Below are 17,860 nucleotides of genomic sequence, written 5' to 3'. Positions count from 1 at the left end.
TGCGGTTTGGCTGATGTTTTTGCATTGTTCGTAATAGTTTAAAGCTTTGTTCCTTAAGTCCGCAGAGTATGCCATGGTTAGACCTTCAAAGTTGAATATTGTACTATTTTGTTTTTAATTTACTATAAAACCTGCCTCTTTGGAGGCAGGTTTTTGTTTGCTTGGGCAGATGGGATGAGTTATATAGTGAATTAAATTTAAATCAGGACAAGGCGACGAGCCGCAGACAGTACAGATAGTACGGCAAGGCGAGGCAACGCTGTACTGGTTTAAATTTAATTCACTATATAAGTGGATTAAAAAGAACCTATTCTTGGTGGAATGGATTAAGGCACCACGCTGTGGGAGTGATGGATTCTTTGCCGAGGATTTCCTGAGATTTACGATCTATTTTTGCCTATTAGGTGGCTTTGTTGGCCATAGCCAAAGATTTGCACAAAGTTCAAGAAAGATATATAGATAAGAAAAATCGCAAATCAACTTAACTAGCTGATTTGCGATTAGAATATTGGTGCCGGCGGCAGGAATCGAACTCGCGACCCCCTGATTACAAGTCAGGTGCTCTACCAACTGAGCTACACCGGCGAAAGAATGTGGATTATGCCTATATTGGGTGTATTTGGCAAGTTGGTGCGATAAAAATATGGTGGCAACGTGGTTTTATGGCAACTGAGATGGGGTTATGGCGAAATAACTATGGCTGGTTAACGAAATTAGGCAAGGCAGGTGGTAAAGACAGTATGGAGAGGGAAGTCGACACAGTATGAAGAAATACGCATTTTAGGCTATAAAAGCCAAGTTCTCTAAACATGCCACGAGTCTCAAATTCAGGTAGCCTCAGGCAGAAATAGGAGGCTACCTGAAAATATCCGCTCTGCCATTTTCAGGTAGCCTTTCGGCTGCCTGAAATGCTTTTTTCGGTTAGAATCGGCGGCATTATCCGTTTGCCTGTTTCCCCTATTTTCGAGGAGTTGTTATGTCGCAATACGTCTATTCCATGCTGCGCGTGAGCAAGGTTGTGCCGCCGCAGAAAACCATCATTAAAGATATTTCCCTTTCTTTCTTCCCCGGCGCGAAAATCGGCCTGCTCGGTTTGAACGGCGCGGGCAAGTCCACCGTGCTGCGGATTATGGCAGGTGTGGATAAGGAATTTGAGGGCGAAGCCGTGCCGATGGGCGGCATCACAATCGGCTATCTGCCGCAAGAGCCGGAGCTTGATCCTGAAAAAACCGTGCGCGAAGAAGTGGAAAGCGGCTTGGGCGAAGTGGCCGCCGCGCAAAAACGCTTGGAAGAAGTCTATGCCGAATACGCCAATCCCGATGCCGACTTTGACGCGCTGGCGGAAGAACAAGGGCGTTTGGAAGCCATTATCGCGGCGGGCAGCAGTACGGGCGGCGGCGCGGAGCACGAATTGGAAATCGCCGCCGACGCGCTGCGCCTGCCCGATTGGGACGCAAAAATCGGCGTGCTCTCGGGCGGCGAAAAACGCCGCGTCGCCCTGTGCAAACTCTTGCTTTCCAAGCCCGATATGCTGCTGTTGGACGAGCCGACCAACCATTTGGACGCGGAATCGGTGGAATGGCTGGAACAATTTCTCGTGCGCTTCCCCGGCACCGTTGTCGCCGTAACCCACGACCGCTATTTCTTGGACAACGCCGCCGAATGGATTTTGGAACTCGACCGCGGCCACGGCATCCCGTGGAAAGGCAACTACTCATCGTGGCTAGAACAAAAAGAAAAACGCTTGGAAAACGAGGCCAAATCCGAAGCCGCGCGCGTCAAAGCCATGAAGCAGGAGTTGGAATGGGTGCGCCAAAACGCCAAAGGCCGCCAGGCCAAATCCAAAGCCCGCCTGGCGCGTTTTGAAGAAATGAGCCAGTACGAATACCAAAAACGCAATGAAACGCAGGAAATCTTCATTCCCGTGGCCGAACGTTTGGGTAACGAAGTGATTGAATTTACCAACGTATCCAAATCATTTGGCGATAAAGTGCTGATTGACGATTTGAGCTTCAAAGTGCCTGCGGGCGCGATTGTCGGCATCATCGGCCCCAACGGCGCGGGTAAATCGACGCTGTTCAAAATGATTTCGGGCAAAGAGCAGCCCAATTCCGGTGAAGTGAAAATCGGGCAAACCGTGAAAATGAGCCTGATTGACCAAAGCCGCGAAGGTTTGCAAAACGACAAAACCGTGTTCGACAACATCGCCGAAGGCCGCGACATTTTGCAGGTCGGACAGTTTGAAATCCCCGCACGCCAATATTTGGGTCGCTTCAACTTCAAAGGCAGCGACCAAAGCAAAATCGCGGGGCAGCTTTCCGGCGGCGAACGAGGCAGGCTGCACTTGGCGAAAACCTTGCTCGCGGGCGGCAACGTGCTGCTCTTGGACGAACCCTCCAACGATTTGGACGTGGAAACCCTGCGTGCGCTGGAAGACGCACTGCTCGAATTTGCCGGCAGCGTAATGGTGATTTCCCACGACCGCTGGTTCTTAGACCGCATCGCCACGCATATTCTGGCGTGCGAGGGTGACTCCAAATGGGTATTCTTCGACGGCAACTATCAGGAATACGAAGCCGATAAAAAACGCCGACTGGGCGAAGAGGGCGCGAAGCCGAAACGGATTCGGTATAAACCGGTAACCCGCTAAAGCGCAAAGAGGCTACCTGAAAACCGCAGGCTTGGTTTTCAGGTAGCCTCAATTTATCCAGCCAAACCAAAGGACAAACATGAACTGGCAGCAATTGCTCAGCACCAAGCGCTTCAAGCCCGAGAACGGCCAACTGGTGGCCACCGTTACCCCCTCCAGCCAGGAAGGCGCGGATGCGCTGCGCACCGATTTTCACATCGATTACGACCGCGTGGTGTTTTCCGGCTCGTTCCGGCGGCTGGGGCGCAAAACGCAGGTGCACCCCTTCGCCGAACACGACCACACCCACAACCGCCTCACCCACAGCGTGGAAGTGGCTAGCGTGGGGCGAAGCCTGGGCAACCGCGTGGGCGTGATGCTAGCCAAGGGCGGTTTCTTGCCGCCGGAGAATACGCCTTCCGATATCGGCGCTGTGGTACAGGTGGCCTGCCTGGCGCACGATATGGGCAACCCGCCTTTCGGCCACACCGGCGAAGAGGCATTGCGCGACTGGTTCCGTAATCCCGAGCACGCAGGCTACCTGAAACACCTGGCCGAAGCCGAACGGCGCGACGTGCAAACCTACGAAGGCAACGCCCACAGCCTGCGCATCCTCTCCAACCTCGAAATGTACCGCCACCGCGGCGGCATGCGCCTCACCGCCGCTTCCATCGGCGCGCTGCTCAAATACCCGTGGACCACCTCTGCGCCGCAGGGTTTGAAAAAATTCAATATTTATCAAACCGAGCTGCCATTTATCGAATGCGTGGCCGCCGAATTGGGGCTACCTGAAATCGCCGCACACCATTGGAGCCGCCACCCCTTGTCCTACCTGATGGAGGCGGCAGACGACATTTGCTACGCGCTCCTGGACTTGGAAGACGCGGTGGAGCTCGGCCTGCTGGACGACCGCGAAGTGGAAAACGTATTGCAGGGCATGGTGCACATCGACAAACTCTGGCCGGAGCAATCCGCCCGCCAGCGTTGCGCCATGCTGCGCGGCATGGCCATCGGCCGCGCCATCGATGACATGGCGCAAACCTTTATGCTGCACCATGCCGACCTGCTCGCCGGCAGCTTCCAAGGCAAAGACCTGCTCAGCGTGTGCACGCCCGAAGTGCGCGATTCGCTGGAGCGGGCCAAAGAGCTGGCGCGCACCCGCGTGTTCCGCCACCAAAGCAAGCTGATTACCGAAATCGCCGCCTTCCCCTGCATCGGCTCGATTCTCAATCTGCTCGTGCCCGCCGCCTTCGCCTACCTCACCAAAGCACACATCGGCACCCGCCAATCGCTGGCCTTGGAGCTGCTGCGCGACGACCCGTTGAACGAGCAAGACACACTCTACACCGCCTACATGAAAATCCTCGATTTCGTCGGCGGGATGACCGACAACGCCGCCGCCCGGATGGCACGGGAAGTGTCCGGCATCGGGATGTTGTAGCCGTTGCCGGGCAGGGGCGGCCAATGTTTTAAGCAGTTTGGAAATATGCGCTGCAACATATTGGGGAAACAGCCAATCTTGGCGCCGGGCAAAACAAAGGCTACCTGAAACCACAGGTAGCCTTTATGGCAAAGCCGGCCAGCTTAATGGTCGCGATCCAAATCGGCTTTGTATTCGATATGGCCATGGCCTTTGTGTTCGATTTCCACATCCAATTCCTGATCGCCGCGCCGGAATTTAAGGTCGGCATCGTGGGGTTTGATTTCGGATTCCACCAAGCGGAAGCCTTGGCTGCGGGCATGGCTGATAACGCGTTGTGCCAGCTGCCGCACGTCGTTGCCGCGCAGGTGGAATTTGGCTTCAAATTCGCCATCGTCTTGCACTTCTGCCTTCACCACCTGCGCACCGCGCGGGCGGTAGATTTCGCGCGGCAGGGTATCGGCTGCGGCAAAAGCGGAGAAACCGGCCAGCATGGCGGCCAACAGCAAAGTTTTCTTCATGGGAATGTCCTTTTGGAAGGGTGGGGGAAACGGTGTGCATATTAATGGCGGCATAATCTTGCCGCAATAGGGCGGCGGGGTTTTATCGCCAAAATATAGTGAATTAACAAAAACCAGTACAGCGTTGCCTTGCCGTACTATCTGTACTGTCTGCGGCTCGTCGCCTTGTCCTGATTTTTGTTAATTCGCTATACTTATTTTTCCTGTTGCGTAGGCCGCCTCGCCATACCGGTCTGCGCCAATGTATGAAGCAGTAACTATTTCAGCCATGCCGGGATTGAAAACGGCTGGGCGGGCAAATGCAAAAGGCTACCTGAATTTTCAGGTAGCCTTTCCATCGGGCAGGATGCTTTATTGATACAGGCAATGCCTGCGCCATTCCTGCCGCTGCTGCGGCGTGAGGATTTGCAGCAAGGCGTGTTGGGCGCGCAGGTTTTCCACTTCACGCTGCATTTGCGGGGTGTATTTTTCGTTCACATAATGCCGTGCCATGTTTTCATCAAACACCGGGCCGGAGAGCACCAAATTGGAAGCCTGCGTGGTGTATTGGCGCAGGTTGCGCGATTGTGCCACGAGGTTGTCCATCCGTTGGCGGTATTCGGCGCGCACTTGGCGCAGCTGTTCCTGTTGGCTGCTGCTGAGCGCGAGCTGGCGCATATCGCAGGTGGGGCTATCGGCCAAGGCAAGGCTGCCGGCGGTGAGCAGGAGGGTGGAAAATACAACCCGGCAAAGGGTTTGGCGGCGGGGGAGGGGAGTCATGGGATTAACTCTTTAGATTCAGTGTCGAACCAAGTAAATTTATTGTCGCCAGTATACGAATGACGGCGTGAAACACGGTATAATCTTGGTAAACCTGTGTAAACAACAATGTAGTGGAAAGCACTACGTTTTTGGCACGATGTGCGATGAATTATAGCCCTATTTATGGAAGAAAGCACCAATATGACCCACTACCGTATCGCTCCGAGCATTTTATCTGCCGATTTCGCCCGTTTGGGCGAAGAAGTGCGGCGTGTGATTGCTGCCGGGGCCGACTGGATCCATTTTGATGTGATGGACAACCACTACGTGCCCAACCTCACTTTCGGGCCGATGGTGTGCGCCGCGCTCAAGCCTTATGCCACCGTGCCGCTGGATGTGCATTTGATGGTGGAGCCGGTGGACGAAATGATTCAGGCCTTCGCCAAGGCCGGGGCGGATATCATCACTTTCCACCCCGAAGCCAGCCGCCATATCGACCGCAGCTTAAGCCTGATCCGCGACAGCGGCTGCCGCGCCGGGCTGGTGCTCAACCCCGCCACGCCGGTGTATGTGTTGGAACATGTGTTAGACAAACTCGATGTGGTGCTGCTGATGTCGGTTAATCCCGGCTTTGGCGGGCAGAAATTTATTCCACACACGCTGGAGAAAATCGAACAGGTGCGCTCGCTCGCCGACCTCTACGCCGCCGAAAGTGGCCGCCGCATCCTGATTGAGGTGGATGGCGGCATCAAGGCCGACAACATCGCCGAAATCGCTGCCGCCGGTGCCGATACCTTCGTGGCCGGTTCCGCCATTTTCAATCAGCCCGACTACGCCGCGGTGATTGCCGAAATGCGTCGGCAGTTGGAAAAGGCCGACAGTTGATACGGCAAAAGGCTACCTGAAATTCTCGGATACAGCGGAAGCGCTTCATTTTTTCCTGCCGCGCGAGCCGTTTTGGCATACTGGGTATGGCTGGCAGCGGGGCAGGGGAAATCGAGTGTTTCCGCTTAAATTTTTTCAGGTAGCCCGTGCTGCAGCCCGCCTGAAACATTGATACAATCCCCCGCTTATTCTTAATCCCGCAGAAAGCCCGTCATGAAAGCCTCCCAGTTCTTTATTTCCACCCTCAAAGAAGCCCCCGCCGAAGCCGCGCTGGCCAGCCACAAGCTCATGCTGCGCGCCGGGCTGATTAAAGCCAACGCCTCCGGCCTCTACACTTGGATGCCCATGGGCTTGCGCGTGCTGCGCAAAGTGGAGGCCGTGGTGCGCGAAGAGATGAACCGCGCCGGTGCCATCGAGCTTTTGATGCCCGTTATCCAACCGGCCGACTTGTGGAAAGAATCCGGCCGCTGGGATTTCTACGGCGACGAGCTGCTGCGCATCACCGACCGCCACGACAACACCTTCTGCTTCAGCCCCACCTGCGAAGAGCTGATCACCGACATCGTGCGCAAAGAAATCACCAGCTACAAACAGCTGCCCAAAAATTTCTACCACATTCAAACCAAATTCCGCGACGAGCGCCGCCCCCGCTTCGGCGTGATGCGCGCGCGCGAGTTTGTGATGAAAGACGCCTATTCTTTCCACGCCGACTACGAATCGCTGGTGCGCGACGGCTATCAGCCCATGTACAACGCCTACTGCCGCGTGTTCGACCGCCTGGGCCTCGACTACCGCCCGGTGGCCGCCGACACCGGCAGCATCGGCGGCACCGGCTCGCACGAATTCCAAGTGTTGGCCGAAAGCGGCGAAGACGTCATCGCCTACAGCAGCGAATCCGATTTCGCCGCCAATATCGAGCTCGCCCCCACCTTGCGCCAAAGCGGCGAGCGCGCTCCTGCGCAGGAAAAACTCGCCAAAGTGCACACCCCCGGCGTGAAAACCATTCCCGCGCTGGTGGAATTTTTGCAAATTCCGATTGAGCGCACGCTCAAATCCATCGTGGTGGAAGGCGAAGAAGAGGGCGAACTCGTATTGCTGCTGCTGCGCGGCGACCATGAATTCAACGACATCAAAGCCGAAAAACTGCCCGGCGTGAAAAGCCCGCTGGCCATGGCGTCGCCCGAAGCCATTAAAGAAAAATTCGGCGCAAACGGCGGCTCGCTCGGCCCGGTGGGCTTCAAAGGCAAAGTGTATGCCGACTTCGCCGTAGAAAAACTGGCCGACACCGTGATCGGCGCCAACGAAGACGACCACCACTACACCGGCTTCAACTTCGGCCGCGACTGCCCCGAGCCCGAATTTGCCGACATCCGCAACGTGATCGCCGGCGACCCCAGCCCCGACGGCAAAGGCTACCTGAAACTTGCTCGCGGCATTGAAGTCGGCCATGTATTCCAACTGCGCGACAAATATTCCGCCGCGCTGAACGCCTCGTTCTTAGACAACAACGGCAAATCGCAAATCATGGAAATGGGCTGCTACGGCATCGGCATCACCCGCATTGTGGCCGCCGCCATCGAGCAGAACAACGACGAGCGCGGCATCATCTGGACCAACGCCATGGCGCCGTTCCAAGCCGTAATCGTGCCGATGAACTACAAAAAATCCGAAGCCGTGCGCGAGGCCGCCGATAAAATCTACGCCGAACTCACCGCCGCCGGAGTGGACGTGCTGCTCGACGACCGCGACGAACGCGCCGGCGTGCTGCTGGCCGACAGCGAACTGTTGGGCATCCCGCACCGCATCGCCATCGGCGATCGCGGCCTGAAAGAAGGCAAAGTGGAATACACCGAACGGCGCAGCGGCGAAACCGAGTTGGTGGCAGCGGGCGAAATTGCTGCCAAGCTGAAAGGTTTGCTGGCTTAAGTATTGCGCCGGATTAGGGGCTACCTGAAAAAGTTTGGCTCTATGGAAGCAAGAGTAGCTCTAAGAAATGTTTTTTACGCACACATTAAGATGAAGAAAGGATGGGTCATGACATCACTGTTACCCATAGCATCGGTGTTGGCTTTGCTGTTATTCGGTTTTGCGGTGGGGAAAGCTTTACCCCCCGCCTACTTGAGGCTGATGCTTAAGCCAATATCAATAGTGGTATTGCTGCTGCTGTTTTTGATGGGTTCGGAATTCGGCAGCGTGTTTACGGATAAGTCGCTGGGTGGGGATATTATTAAAAGAGCCCTGCTGTTTGCTTTGCTGATTACTGGTTTTACCGCTGCCTTGCTATATCGGAAAAGCGGTAAACGTGCGGCTCAGTCAGGCAGTTTTTGGACACCGTTTTTCGGCTGTTTCAAAGCTGTGGTGGCTTTTTCGGCAGGTGTGGCAGCCTACTGTTTACTGCCGAAGGGCTCGTTGGAAGGCATGCTTAGCAGCACACATGTTCTATATGTGCTGATTTTTCTAGTGGGTGCGGATTTGGTGCATTTCAAATTAGGCGGTTTCAGCAGGCGCATTTTTCTGCTGCCAATATTTGCAATGGCGGCTACGGTGGCGGCAGGGTTCGTTTTTTCCTTGCTTGCCCCGTATTCATTTGTTCAAAGTTTGATGTTGTCGGCAGGATTCGGCTGGTTTTCCCTGTCTGGGCCGATGGTAGGCGGGGCAGTATCGGCTGAAATGGGTGCGCTGGCTTTTATGATTGATTTCTTCCGTGAAATGCTCAGTATTGTTTTCCTCTATTTTTTCGGTAAAACCCAGCCGGTTGCCGCTATCGGGCTTTCTGGTGCAGCGGCGATGGATTCCGCCCTGCCGTTTGTGAAGGAAAACTGCGAGCCTGAATACGTGAAATATGCCATTGTTAGCGGCTTTATCTTAACATTGATCGCGCCGGTGCTGATTTCGTTTTTAACAACGGTGGCGCATTAAATTAAATAAAGTGGACAGGATTAAGGCTACCTGAAAAATGGTTTTCAGATTTTTCAGGTAGCCTTTATACCTCTGAGTTCTATCGATCCGCACAAACCGTTATTTAGCCGAAAGCCCGCTTTCCGCTACAATCCCACTTTTTCAAGCACACATAAAGGAACCCAATCATGGCACGTCTTCCCGTCCACACCGTAGAAACCGCCCCCGAAGCCGCCAAGCCGCGCGTGGAAGCCGCGCTCAAGGCCAACGGCTTTATCCCCAACCTCATCGGCGTGCTGGCCAATGCGCCCGAAGCCTTGGCGTTTTATCAGGAAGTGGGCAAGCTCAACGCCGCCAACAGCCTCACCCCCGGCGAGGTGGAAGTGGTGCAGATTATTGCCGCCAAAACCAACGAATGCAGCTTCTGCGTGGCCGGACACACCAAAATCGCCACGCTGAAAAAACTGCTTTCCGAAAAAGCCATCCAAGCCTCACGCCATCTGAACCCCGTCGAATTCGACGACGCCAAACTGGCCGCCCTGGCCGCCTTCACCCAAGCCGTGATGGCGAAAAAAGGCGCGGTGTCCGATGCCGAGCTGCAAGCCTTTCTAGACGCGGGCTACAACAAACAGCAAGCGGTGGAAGTGGTGATGGGCGTGGCGCTGGCCACCCTGTGCAACTACACCAACAACCTGGCGCAAACCGACATCAACCCCGAATTGCGCGATTACGCTTAACACACGCAGCTTGCTGCGGTGAGCGAAACTAAAGAAAGGCTACCTGAAATTTCAGGTAGCCTTTGGTTATGGGGCGGCAGAGCTTTGCCGACTGGGTATAGTGGATGAACAAAAACCAGTACGGCGTTGCCTCGCCTTGCCCTGATTTTTTTAATCCACTATGGGTTCGAGCCTTTGAGGTTTTCAGGTAGCCTGTTCCATTGCAGGCTACCTGAAAACCTGTGGGGCAGCCTGCCGCGTTCGTTTGCCCTGCCGCAAGCGGCCTGTTTCCGTTCGGTGTACAATGCCGCCGTTCAACCACCAATCAAGGAGCACCCATGCCCAGCACCCAAACCCAGATTGCCGGTTTCTCGTTTGACAACTGCCTCATGAACGCCGCCGGCGTGGCCTGCATGAGCATTGCCGAATTGGAAGAAGTGAAAAACTCCGCCGCCGGCAGCTTCGTGACCAAAACCGCCACCCTCGAGCCGCGCGCCGGCAACCCCGAGCCGCGCTACCGCAACGTGCCGCTGGGCAGCATCAACTCCATGGGCCTGCCCAACCACGGCATCGATTACTACCTCGACTACCTGCTCGACCTGCAAAACCGCGAGCCGAACCGCACCTTCTTCCTCTCCCTGGTGGGCATGTCGCCCAGCGAAACCCATACCCTCCTGCGCAAAGTGGAGGAGAGCGGCTTCAGCGGCCTCACCGAGCTCAACCTTTCCTGCCCCAACGTGCCGGGCAAGCCGCAGATTGCCTATGATTTTGAGACCACGGAAAAAATCCTCGGCGATGCCTTTGCTTATTTCAGCAAACCGCTGGGTATCAAGCTGCCGCCCTATTTCGATATCGTCCACTTCGACCAAGCCGCCGCCATTTTCAACCAATTCCCACTCAAATTTGTGAACTGCATCAATTCCGTCGGCAACGGCCTGTATGTGGAAGACGAAACCGTGATCATCCGCCCCAAAAACGGCTTCGGCGGCATCGGCGGCGAATACATCAAACCCACGGCGCTGGCTAATGTGCACGCTTTCTACCAGCGGCTCAACCCCTCCATCCGCATCATCGGCACCGGCGGCGTGCTCACCGGCCGCGATGCTTTCGAACACATCCTGTGCGGCGCCAGCATGGTGCAAGTTGGCACCACCCTGCATAAAGAAGGCGTGCCCGCCTTCACCCGCATCACCGAAGAGCTGAAAGCCATCATGGCCGAAAAAGGCTATGAAACGTTGGACGATTTCCGCGGCAGATTGAAATATTTGGGCTAACCGCAATCGGCGTATCAAACAAGAAAGGCTACCTGAAAAATTTCAGGTAGCCTTTTTAATCGGGCTGGATTGGTGCTGGTTGCCCGCGTTATGGGATTATCCATGATTACATGGCAATCCAGTTTACCGAAGATTGAGAAAGAAAATCATCCATGTTTGTGTTATCGGGCGTAAAATGGATACTATCAACACTGCTTTAAGGAGAGTAATCATGCACGAGAAACAGATAAAACTCATCGCTTATGCCTCCATTATCGCGCTTTGGCTGGTGTGGTTGGCAGATTTGGCCATCGACATCCGCACCATGTTCGATGACGGTTTCTGGCAGAATATGGCGGGCCTCCCGCCGTGGCGTGTGGGAGTGGCTACATTTGCCCTGTTCCTTTTTCCGTTTGTATCGGGTGGCGTGTATGTGCTCAATAGGGGTTTGCGGCAGCCTTGGTTATGCCTGATGCTGGTGTTTCTGTTTAGTACGGTGTGCATTTATATGCACAGCAGCTATTTTTATTTCGCCCGCGCTGCTGCGTACCATGCCACGCTGTCGGGTGCGGAACGTGAGGCGGTGGGTGCTTTGCTGGCGGAATACCAGTCGTTTAAAAATATTTTCGGCGCGGTATTTCTGATTGGCGTGCTGGTGGTCAGCGTGTGGCTGTTTGCCGTGGTGGCGGCTGGGAAAACCGTGTTTCCGCGAGCCTTCGCCCTGCTCAGCCCGCTGACGGGCGTGCTGCTGGGCAGAATGCTCAGAGTTGTTTATCCGTCTGCCGCCGGAACGCTGTATCCCGTGCTCATCCCGTCTTTCTGGATGGCTTTGCTGTTTACCGTTTATCTGCTGTATTTGCTGAGATACGGGCAAACGAACAAATAAGCAGCTACGATACACGGCTTGCTTGGGCTACTTTACAGTTGATAATTAAATTTAGAAAATTATGTCTAATACTCTATTTTTTAAAATAAATTCTTTTTTTAAATGTTCTAAAATATTATCTAACTCTTCCTTGCTTAAAATTTGGTTGGTCTTAGTAAATTTTGCTGTTTTCGCATATAGGGAAAAGTGAAACTCATTATTTGGAAAGAACATTTCTCCTTCAAATGAAATTTCATGTCCATTTAAAGAAACAATTAACATACCTCTTGAAATTTTTTCAATTACGAAATCATCCATAGTAATTACCTTTGAAATATAACAGTTGAAATCTTTGTTTTAGGATCTATTATTACTATTGTTGTTATATTAGGATTGTTCTTCAAAGCGGGTAATTCTCTATTTTTCCATATATTTCCTGGTCGCAGATCTTTGCCAATAACGCCTGTTACAGTACCAGAAGCGCATGTTGCATACTCTGATGAAATATCTTCCCATGCTTTAATGCTTGCTTGGTTATTTTGATCCCACGTAGGCATGATAATTTTTCTAGCTTCAATTAACATTTCTAATGTTGTTCCTCCATTAGATTTGGCAATATCGGCAGCAATATGTTGTCCACCAATACCATCTGTTCTACCTGACCAAAAAAATGCTGTGTAAAGATTGACGCCAAAAGGCTACCTGAAATATTTAGTTGCGCAGAAACTACGCTGCGCGGTACTTTCAGGTAGCCTTTTTATTTCCGCAGCCAAGCTGCCGCAGGATTTAAAAATGGTTTTTCAATTCGCGCAGGGCGGTGAAGATTTGTTCTTCGCTGTGCAGGTTTTGGCCGGAGAGTTTGGCGGTGCGGGAGGCTACCTGAAAATCGGCGGTGCGCAGGAAGGGGTTGATTTGCCGCTCGTGGGCGAGGGAGACGGGCAGGGTGGGCGTGTGTACGGCGGCGGCCTGGCTGCGGGCGATTTCGGGGTTGTGCGGCTCGATGTGTGCGGCGAAGCGCAGGTTGGCGGCGGTGTATTCGTGGGCGGGGTAGAGCAGGGTGTTTTCAGGTAGCCTGTTGATGCGTTGCAGGGAGGCGAAAAGTTGGGCGGGGGTGCCGTCGAAGACGCGACCGCAGCCGGCGGAAAAGAGGGTGTCGCCGCAGAAGAGCCGGGCTTGCCCGCCCGCTTGCAGCAGGTAGCTGAGGTGGGTTTGGGTGTGGCCGGGGGTGTGCCAGACTTCCACTTGGCTTTGCCAGAGCGGCCAGCTGCTGCCTTCGCCTACGGTGTGGGTGGCGTGGGGGATGTCGTGGTTGGCGTAAACGCGGCAGTCGGGGAACTGGCGGATGAGCTCGGGCAGGCCGGCGGTGTGGTCGGCGTGGTGGTGGGTAATCCAGATTTGGTGCAGCACCAGGCCGTGGGCTTTCAGGTAGCCTATTACGGGGGCAGCTTCGCCGGGGTCGATGCAGACGGCTTCGTTGCCTTGTTGGATCAGCCAGATGTAGTTGTCGGCAAGGGCGGGGATGGGTGTGATTTTGAGCATGGTGGCGATGTTAATAAATTGACAAAAGGGTGGTCGGTTGCTAGCCTTCACAGCATTTTACACGATAAGGGAGCGGCAGATGACTGCTGTGGATTATGTAGTGAATTTGGTGTTGAGCGGGATTTTGATTGTGGGGGCGTATCAGTTTTACTTTTTCACCCAGCGCCACCCGCTGCGGCCTGCCCGGGTGCTGCATTCGCCGCTGGATGAGAAGATTCCGTTTGTGGCTTGGTGGTCGTGGGTGTATAGCTTTTTGTATTATCCGGCGATTTTGTATTTAAACTGGCTGATGGCGGATTCGCGCCAGTTTGTGATGACGGCGTTTAGCTTTTTGATTCTGCTGTTTGTGCAGATGCTGTTTTTCTGGCTTTTGCCAGTGTCCACGCCGCCGCACTGGCGCAGTGTGAACACGGGCAAAACGGCTTCGGAGAAGTTTTTGCTGTTTGTGCAGAAGTTCGACCAATCCAGCAACTGCTTCCCGAGTATGCATGTTTCGGTGGCGATGCTCACGGCCATGTATGCCTATCCGAGTATGGGCGCGCTGGCGTTTGCCTTTCCGGTGCTGATTGCGCTTTCCTGTATGTTTACCAAGCAGCATTATCTGATGGATTTGCCCGCCGGCGCGTTTTTGGGCTGGCTGGTGTTTAAGCTGTATGGCTGGCTGATGTTGGGGTAAACGGGAGGCTACCTGAATATTCAGGTAGCCTTTATTGCCTGTTTGGGTATAGTGAATTAACAAAAACCAGTACAGCGTTGGCTCGCCTTGCCGTAACGTGTGTACTGTCTGCGGCTTGCCGCCTTGTCCTGATTTTTGTTAATTCACTATATTTGCCGATTCAAGAAAGCGATTATGGAAACTTATCTGGTGGGCGGCGCGGTGCGCGATGCCTTGTTGGGGCGGGAAGTGAAAGACCGCGATTGGGTGGTGGTGGGCGCCGATGCGCCAGCCATGCTCTCGGCGGGCTATCAGCCGGTGGGCAAGGATTTTCCGGTGTTCCTGCACCCCGAAACGCATGAGGAATACGCCCTGGCGCGCACCGAGCGCAAAACCGGGCGCGGCTATGCCGGCTTCACTTTCCACGCCGAGCCGGACGTTACCCTGGAGCAAGACCTGCAACGGCGCGACCTCACCATCAACGCCATGGCGCAGGACGCGGCCGGGCAGATTATCGACCCCTTCGGCGGGCAGGCCGATTTGGCCGCGGGCATATTGCGCCACGTTTCCCCCGCCTTCGCCGAAGACCCAGTGCGGATTTTGCGCACCGCGCGGTTTGCCGCCCGCTACGGTTTTCAGGTAGCCCCCGAAACCCTGCGCCTGATGGCGGATATGGTGCAGAGCGGCGAAGCCGATGCGCTGGTGGCCGAGCGCGTGTGGCAGGAGTTTGCGCGCGGGCTGATGGAAGCGCGGCCGGTGCGCATGATTGAAGTGCTGCGCCAATGCGGCGCACTCGCCGTGCTGCTGCCCGAAGTGGAAGCCCTGTTCGGCGTGCCGCAGCGCGCAGACTACCACCCCGAAATCGACTGCGGCATCCACACCCTGCTTACCCTGCAAAGCGCCGCCGATGCCGGGCTGAGTCTGCCCGAACGCTACGCCGCGCTGCTGCACGATTTGGGCAAAGCCGTCACCGCGCCCGAAATCCTGCCCGCACACCACGGCCACGAGGAAGCCGGCGTGCCGCTGGTGCAGGCAGCAAACCGGCGTTGGAAAGTGCCCAAAGCCTGCGCCGACTTGGCCGTGCAAGTGTGCCGCTGGCACGGGCAGCTGCATAAAGCGGCCGAATTGCGCCCGCAAACCGCCGCCAAAATTTTGCAGCAAACCGATGCCTACCGCCGCCCCGAACGCTTCGCCGCCATGCTCAACGTATGCCGCGCCGACGCGCAAGGCCGCCTCGGCTTCGAACACGCCGCCTACCCGCAGCGCGAACACTGGCTCGCCCTGCTCACCGCCGCGCAGCAAACCGACACCGCCGCCATCGCCGCCGCCCACGCCGAGCAACCGCAACGTATCGCCGAAGCCATCGCCGCCGACAGGCTGGCGCGGATTAAACCCTTGCAGGAAGCGTATCGGCGGTAGCAGAGGAAGGCTACCTGAAAAACGCAGGCATCGGCGCAGCGGGAAAGACGTGGACAGACAAACGGGATAAAACGGAAAGGGAAAGTATGTTGAACAAATCGGATGTGAAAGAATTTTGCGTTCGCTTGGCGGGGGAGCATCCCGGCTGGGAATATAAGGCGAATGTTTTTAAAAATAAAACGCTGAAACATTCGGAGATTTGGATTGATCCGGGTTGGGTGCTGCATCTTTCGGCAGAACCCTATGTGGTCATTTTTAACAAGTCAGTTAGTTTAATCTTAAAAGAGGGGTTTCATGATTTACACGCTCCAAAATGGACAACGTGCATACCAATCCTGAGCCCAGATGCTCACAACCATGCCATGATTTATCAGAAATTAGTCCATACTTTGCCCGAAGCAGAAATCTATATCCGAGACTTTTTTGAGCGTGGTTTGGATTTGGTTAAACGATATTTCAGCAGCCCAGATGAAAAAGAATTTTTAAGTGGCTATCCGATTGCAGGGAAGTTTCCAGAACTTGCTACTAATGATGGCTATGAAGGTTTGGGGGATTGTATTGCCAGAGCGGTTTTGCTGGACTTTGATTATGTGGAGCGTTTTATTCGTGATGACTTCCCTACTGCTCGACCTATCTATGAACCAAACCGTGAGCGCGTAGCCCAGTGGCTGCCCATCTGGAAAGAGCGCGCCGCCGAAACCGGCAGCATCCTGCCGCCGAAGAAGTAAAGCTGGGCAGGAGCGGTGGGATGGGCAATAGCGCCGCAGTTATATTTTCAGGTAGCCTCCGGCAGGAAAGAGGCTACCTGAAAAAGTATGGCCGAAGCATTTTGCTGTTATTTGTCGGCAGGTAGCGGTTGCGGCTGAACATCGGGCATCGGCGCGATGGGGCTGAATTGCAGGCCGGTTTGCACGGGGGCGAAGCGGGCGCGGTCGCTTTCTTTGGGCAGGTAGAGGTCGCCTTTATAGCCGCAGGCGCTCAAAAGCAGGGCGGCGGCAAGGGCGGGGAGCAGGGTTCGCATCATCATCAACTCGAAATTGCCTGAAACAGGCGGCTGTGGCAAGATGGCGCATCTTAAACAAAAAAGCCGCCGTGCACAAACCATCATGAACGAAACCGAATTTTTGCGCTATTCCGACCAGTTGTTTGCCCACATCGAAGACCAGCTCGACCAGTGCGGCGCCGATTTCGACTGCGAACACAACGGCAATGTGCTCACCATCGAGGCCGATAACGGCACGCAGATTATCGTAAACCGCCACACGCCGAACCAAGAGCTGTGGATTGCCGCCAAAAGCGGCGGCTACCACTTCGCCCTGCGCGACGGCGAATGGCGTTCCACCCGCGACGGCAGCAGCTTTTTCGCCATGCTGAACGAAGTGTTGGGCGAGGCGGCGGGTGAAGCGGTGGAGATTGAGCCGCTGTAGTTTGGGTCGGACGCTTGGTAAAGGCTACCTGAAAATCGATTGTATAGTGAATTAAATTTAAACCAGTACAGCGTTGTCTCGCCTTGCCGTACTATTTGTACTGTCTGCGGCTCGCCGCCTTGTCCTGATTTAAATTTAATCCACTATAGATTTTCAGGTAGCCTTTACTCATTAAGGTCGCCGCTTGATTTTATGCAATACCATGCCGATAACGATGGTGCAGAGCAGCAGGCCGAAGACTGCGGGCAGGATAACGGCGTAGCCTGCCGCCCGGCCGTAACGGATGCTCCACAGGATTTTGCCTGCGGCAGCTGCGGCTAGGCAGAACAGCCCGAGGCGCGGTTTGCGCTGCCAGAAGGCGGCGGCAATCAGCGTCAGGCTCAGGGCAACCATGCCCGATGCCAAAACTTTGGCCGTATTCCAGCCGACGAGAAGGAAGTTTTGCTCCATGGCCAAGAACTGCCGGATATGTTCGTTTGGATAGTCGGGCGGGGGAAACCAAAACATACTGCTGAGCAGCAGCAACAAGGTAGCCCAAATACCGGCGTGGCTGCGGCGGTAGGCTGCGAGGCAGAAGGGGATGAGGAACAGCGGGCGGATGTACCAGCTCAGGGGGTTATGATGTCGGGCGAATGCCCAATGGAAAAAACGGCTGTCGGCAAAAAAAGCGGTAATCAAGGCGGCGCTGAGCAGGGCGAATAGGATGGCGGCTGCACGATCGATGGCGGATCGGTTCATAAGGACAGATATATAGTGGATTAAATTTATAGTAAATTAAAAACAAAATAGTACAATATTCAACTTTGAAGGTCTAACCATGGCATACTCTGCGGACTTAAGGAACAAAGCTTTAAACTATTACGAACAATGCAAAAACATCAGCCAAACCGCA

At 54.7% G+C, this 17,860-nt stretch carries 19 protein-coding genes, 1 tRNA gene and 2 pseudogenes; 13 read left to right on the top strand and 9 right to left on the bottom strand.

The window, feature by feature from the left end; all coding sequences use genetic code 11:
* Positions 1-182: 182 nt before the first annotated feature.
* Positions 183-289, top strand: a pseudogene (locus A7Q00_RS13740) (IS5/IS1182 family transposase); the annotation flags it as partial.
* A gap of 220 nt (positions 290-509) precedes the next feature.
* Here A7Q00_RS13740 and A7Q00_RS10870 read toward each other — a convergent pair.
* Positions 510-585, bottom strand: a tRNA-Thr gene (locus A7Q00_RS10870).
* A gap of 391 nt (positions 586-976) precedes the next feature.
* Here A7Q00_RS10870 and ettA point away from each other — a divergent pair.
* Entirely contained in the window at positions 977-2,650 is a 1,674-nt protein-coding gene (gene ettA / locus A7Q00_RS10865; protein WP_064090559.1) for an energy-dependent translational throttle protein EttA, read from the top strand.
* Positions 2,651-2,729: 79 nt separating this feature from the next.
* On the top strand, positions 2,730-4,070 hold the full coding sequence (locus A7Q00_RS10860; protein ID WP_064090558.1) for a deoxyguanosinetriphosphate triphosphohydrolase: 1,341 nt from the start codon (positions 2,730-2,732) through the stop codon (positions 4,068-4,070).
* A 143-nt stretch (positions 4,071-4,213) separates the two neighbouring features.
* Here A7Q00_RS10860 and A7Q00_RS10855 read toward each other — a convergent pair whose 3' ends face one another.
* Together A7Q00_RS10855 and A7Q00_RS10850 are read right to left on the bottom strand one after the other, a co-directional pair.
* Positions 4,214-4,576: a hypothetical protein gene (locus A7Q00_RS10855; protein ID WP_156503813.1), complete on the bottom strand. Its 363-nt coding sequence runs from the start codon at positions 4,574-4,576 to the stop codon at positions 4,214-4,216.
* Positions 4,577-4,921: 345 nt separating this feature from the next.
* The gene (locus A7Q00_RS10850; protein WP_064090556.1) at positions 4,922-5,329 is read right to left on the bottom strand and encodes a Spy/CpxP family protein refolding chaperone; all 408 of its coding nucleotides are present in this window, start codon (positions 5,327-5,329) and stop codon (positions 4,922-4,924) included.
* Positions 5,330-5,512: 183 nt separating this feature from the next.
* On the opposite strand from A7Q00_RS10850, the gene rpe reads away from it, so the two are divergent.
* The 6 genes from rpe (at position 5,513) to A7Q00_RS10820 (ending at position 11,949) form a co-directional block, all read left to right on the top strand.
* Entirely contained in the window at positions 5,513-6,196 is a 684-nt protein-coding gene (gene rpe, locus A7Q00_RS10845; protein WP_064090561.1) for a ribulose-phosphate 3-epimerase, read from the top strand.
* A gap of 213 nt (positions 6,197-6,409) precedes the next feature.
* Positions 6,410-8,122 carry a proline--tRNA ligase gene (locus tag A7Q00_RS10840; RefSeq protein WP_064090555.1) on the top strand — a complete coding sequence of 571 codons (1,713 nt, stop codon included), beginning with the start codon at positions 6,410-6,412 and terminating at the stop codon, positions 8,120-8,122.
* Between the two features lie 108 nt (positions 8,123-8,230).
* Entirely contained in the window at positions 8,231-9,115 is an 885-nt protein-coding gene (locus tag A7Q00_RS10835; RefSeq protein WP_245637574.1) for a LysO family transporter, read from the top strand.
* Positions 9,116-9,282: 167 nt separating this feature from the next.
* Entirely contained in the window at positions 9,283-9,831 is a 549-nt protein-coding gene (locus tag A7Q00_RS10830) for a carboxymuconolactone decarboxylase family protein (RefSeq protein WP_064090554.1), read from the top strand.
* Positions 9,832-10,148: 317 nt separating this feature from the next.
* Entirely contained in the window at positions 10,149-11,084 is a 936-nt protein-coding gene (locus tag A7Q00_RS10825) for a dihydroorotate oxidase (protein ID WP_064090553.1), read from the top strand.
* Between the two features lie 211 nt (positions 11,085-11,295).
* Positions 11,296-11,949, top strand: coding sequence for a DUF6796 family protein (locus A7Q00_RS10820; protein WP_064090552.1), 654 nt, complete (start codon positions 11,296-11,298; stop codon positions 11,947-11,949).
* A 51-nt stretch (positions 11,950-12,000) separates the two neighbouring features.
* Here the strand turns inward: A7Q00_RS10820 and A7Q00_RS10815 are convergent, their stop codons facing one another.
* The 3 genes from A7Q00_RS10815 to gloB all read right to left on the bottom strand — a co-directional run bounded on the left by A7Q00_RS10815 (position 12,001) and on the right by gloB (position 13,467).
* A complete protein-coding gene (locus A7Q00_RS10815; protein WP_004694811.1) occupies positions 12,001-12,246 on the bottom strand; it encodes a hypothetical protein in 246 nt (81 codons plus the stop codon).
* 5 nt (positions 12,247-12,251) lie between these two features.
* The gene (locus tag A7Q00_RS13050) at positions 12,252-12,512 is read right to left on the bottom strand and encodes a hypothetical protein (RefSeq protein WP_218915564.1); all 261 of its coding nucleotides are present in this window, start codon (positions 12,510-12,512) and stop codon (positions 12,252-12,254) included.
* Positions 12,513-12,714: 202 nt separating this feature from the next.
* On the bottom strand, positions 12,715-13,467 hold the full coding sequence (gene gloB / locus A7Q00_RS10810; RefSeq protein ID WP_064090551.1) for a hydroxyacylglutathione hydrolase: 753 nt from the start codon (positions 13,465-13,467) through the stop codon (positions 12,715-12,717).
* 79 nt (positions 13,468-13,546) lie between these two features.
* On the opposite strand from gloB, the gene A7Q00_RS10805 reads away from it, so the two are divergent.
* From A7Q00_RS10805 to A7Q00_RS10795, 3 genes are all read left to right on the top strand, one after another.
* Positions 13,547-14,143 carry a phosphatase PAP2 family protein gene (locus A7Q00_RS10805; RefSeq protein WP_064090550.1) on the top strand — a complete coding sequence of 199 codons (597 nt, stop codon included), beginning with the start codon at positions 13,547-13,549 and terminating at the stop codon, positions 14,141-14,143.
* Between the two features lie 174 nt (positions 14,144-14,317).
* Positions 14,318-15,541, top strand: coding sequence for a multifunctional CCA addition/repair protein (locus A7Q00_RS10800; RefSeq protein ID WP_064090549.1), 1,224 nt, complete (start codon positions 14,318-14,320; stop codon positions 15,539-15,541).
* Between the two features lie 86 nt (positions 15,542-15,627).
* Positions 15,628-16,269 carry a hypothetical protein gene (locus A7Q00_RS10795; protein ID WP_064090548.1) on the top strand — a complete coding sequence of 214 codons (642 nt, stop codon included), beginning with the start codon at positions 15,628-15,630 and terminating at the stop codon, positions 16,267-16,269.
* A 107-nt stretch (positions 16,270-16,376) separates the two neighbouring features.
* Here A7Q00_RS10795 and lptM read toward each other — a convergent pair whose 3' ends face one another.
* Positions 16,377-16,568, bottom strand: coding sequence for an LPS translocon maturation chaperone LptM (lptM, locus tag A7Q00_RS10790; RefSeq protein ID WP_003824020.1), 192 nt, complete (start codon positions 16,566-16,568; stop codon positions 16,377-16,379).
* A 76-nt stretch (positions 16,569-16,644) separates the two neighbouring features.
* Between lptM and cyaY the strand changes: the two genes are divergently transcribed.
* Positions 16,645-16,968 carry an iron donor protein CyaY gene (cyaY, locus tag A7Q00_RS10785; protein WP_179946228.1) on the top strand — a complete coding sequence of 108 codons (324 nt, stop codon included), beginning with the start codon at positions 16,645-16,647 and terminating at the stop codon, positions 16,966-16,968.
* A 41-nt stretch (positions 16,969-17,009) separates the two neighbouring features.
* Here the strand turns inward: cyaY and A7Q00_RS13735 are convergent.
* Positions 17,010-17,116, bottom strand: a pseudogene (locus A7Q00_RS13735) (IS5/IS1182 family transposase); the annotation flags it as partial.
* Positions 17,117-17,139: 23 nt separating this feature from the next.
* Positions 17,140-17,706 carry a hypothetical protein gene (locus A7Q00_RS10780; protein WP_064090546.1) on the bottom strand — a complete coding sequence of 189 codons (567 nt, stop codon included), beginning with the start codon at positions 17,704-17,706 and terminating at the stop codon, positions 17,140-17,142.
* Positions 17,707-17,860: the final 154 nt, after the last annotated feature.

The organism is Eikenella halliae, assembly GCF_001648475.1.
Classification (GTDB): domain Bacteria; phylum Pseudomonadota; class Gammaproteobacteria; order Burkholderiales; family Neisseriaceae; genus Eikenella; species Eikenella halliae.
The sequence above is the reverse complement of the archived record's forward strand: the minus strand, read 5'-3'. Positions and strand labels throughout refer to the sequence as shown.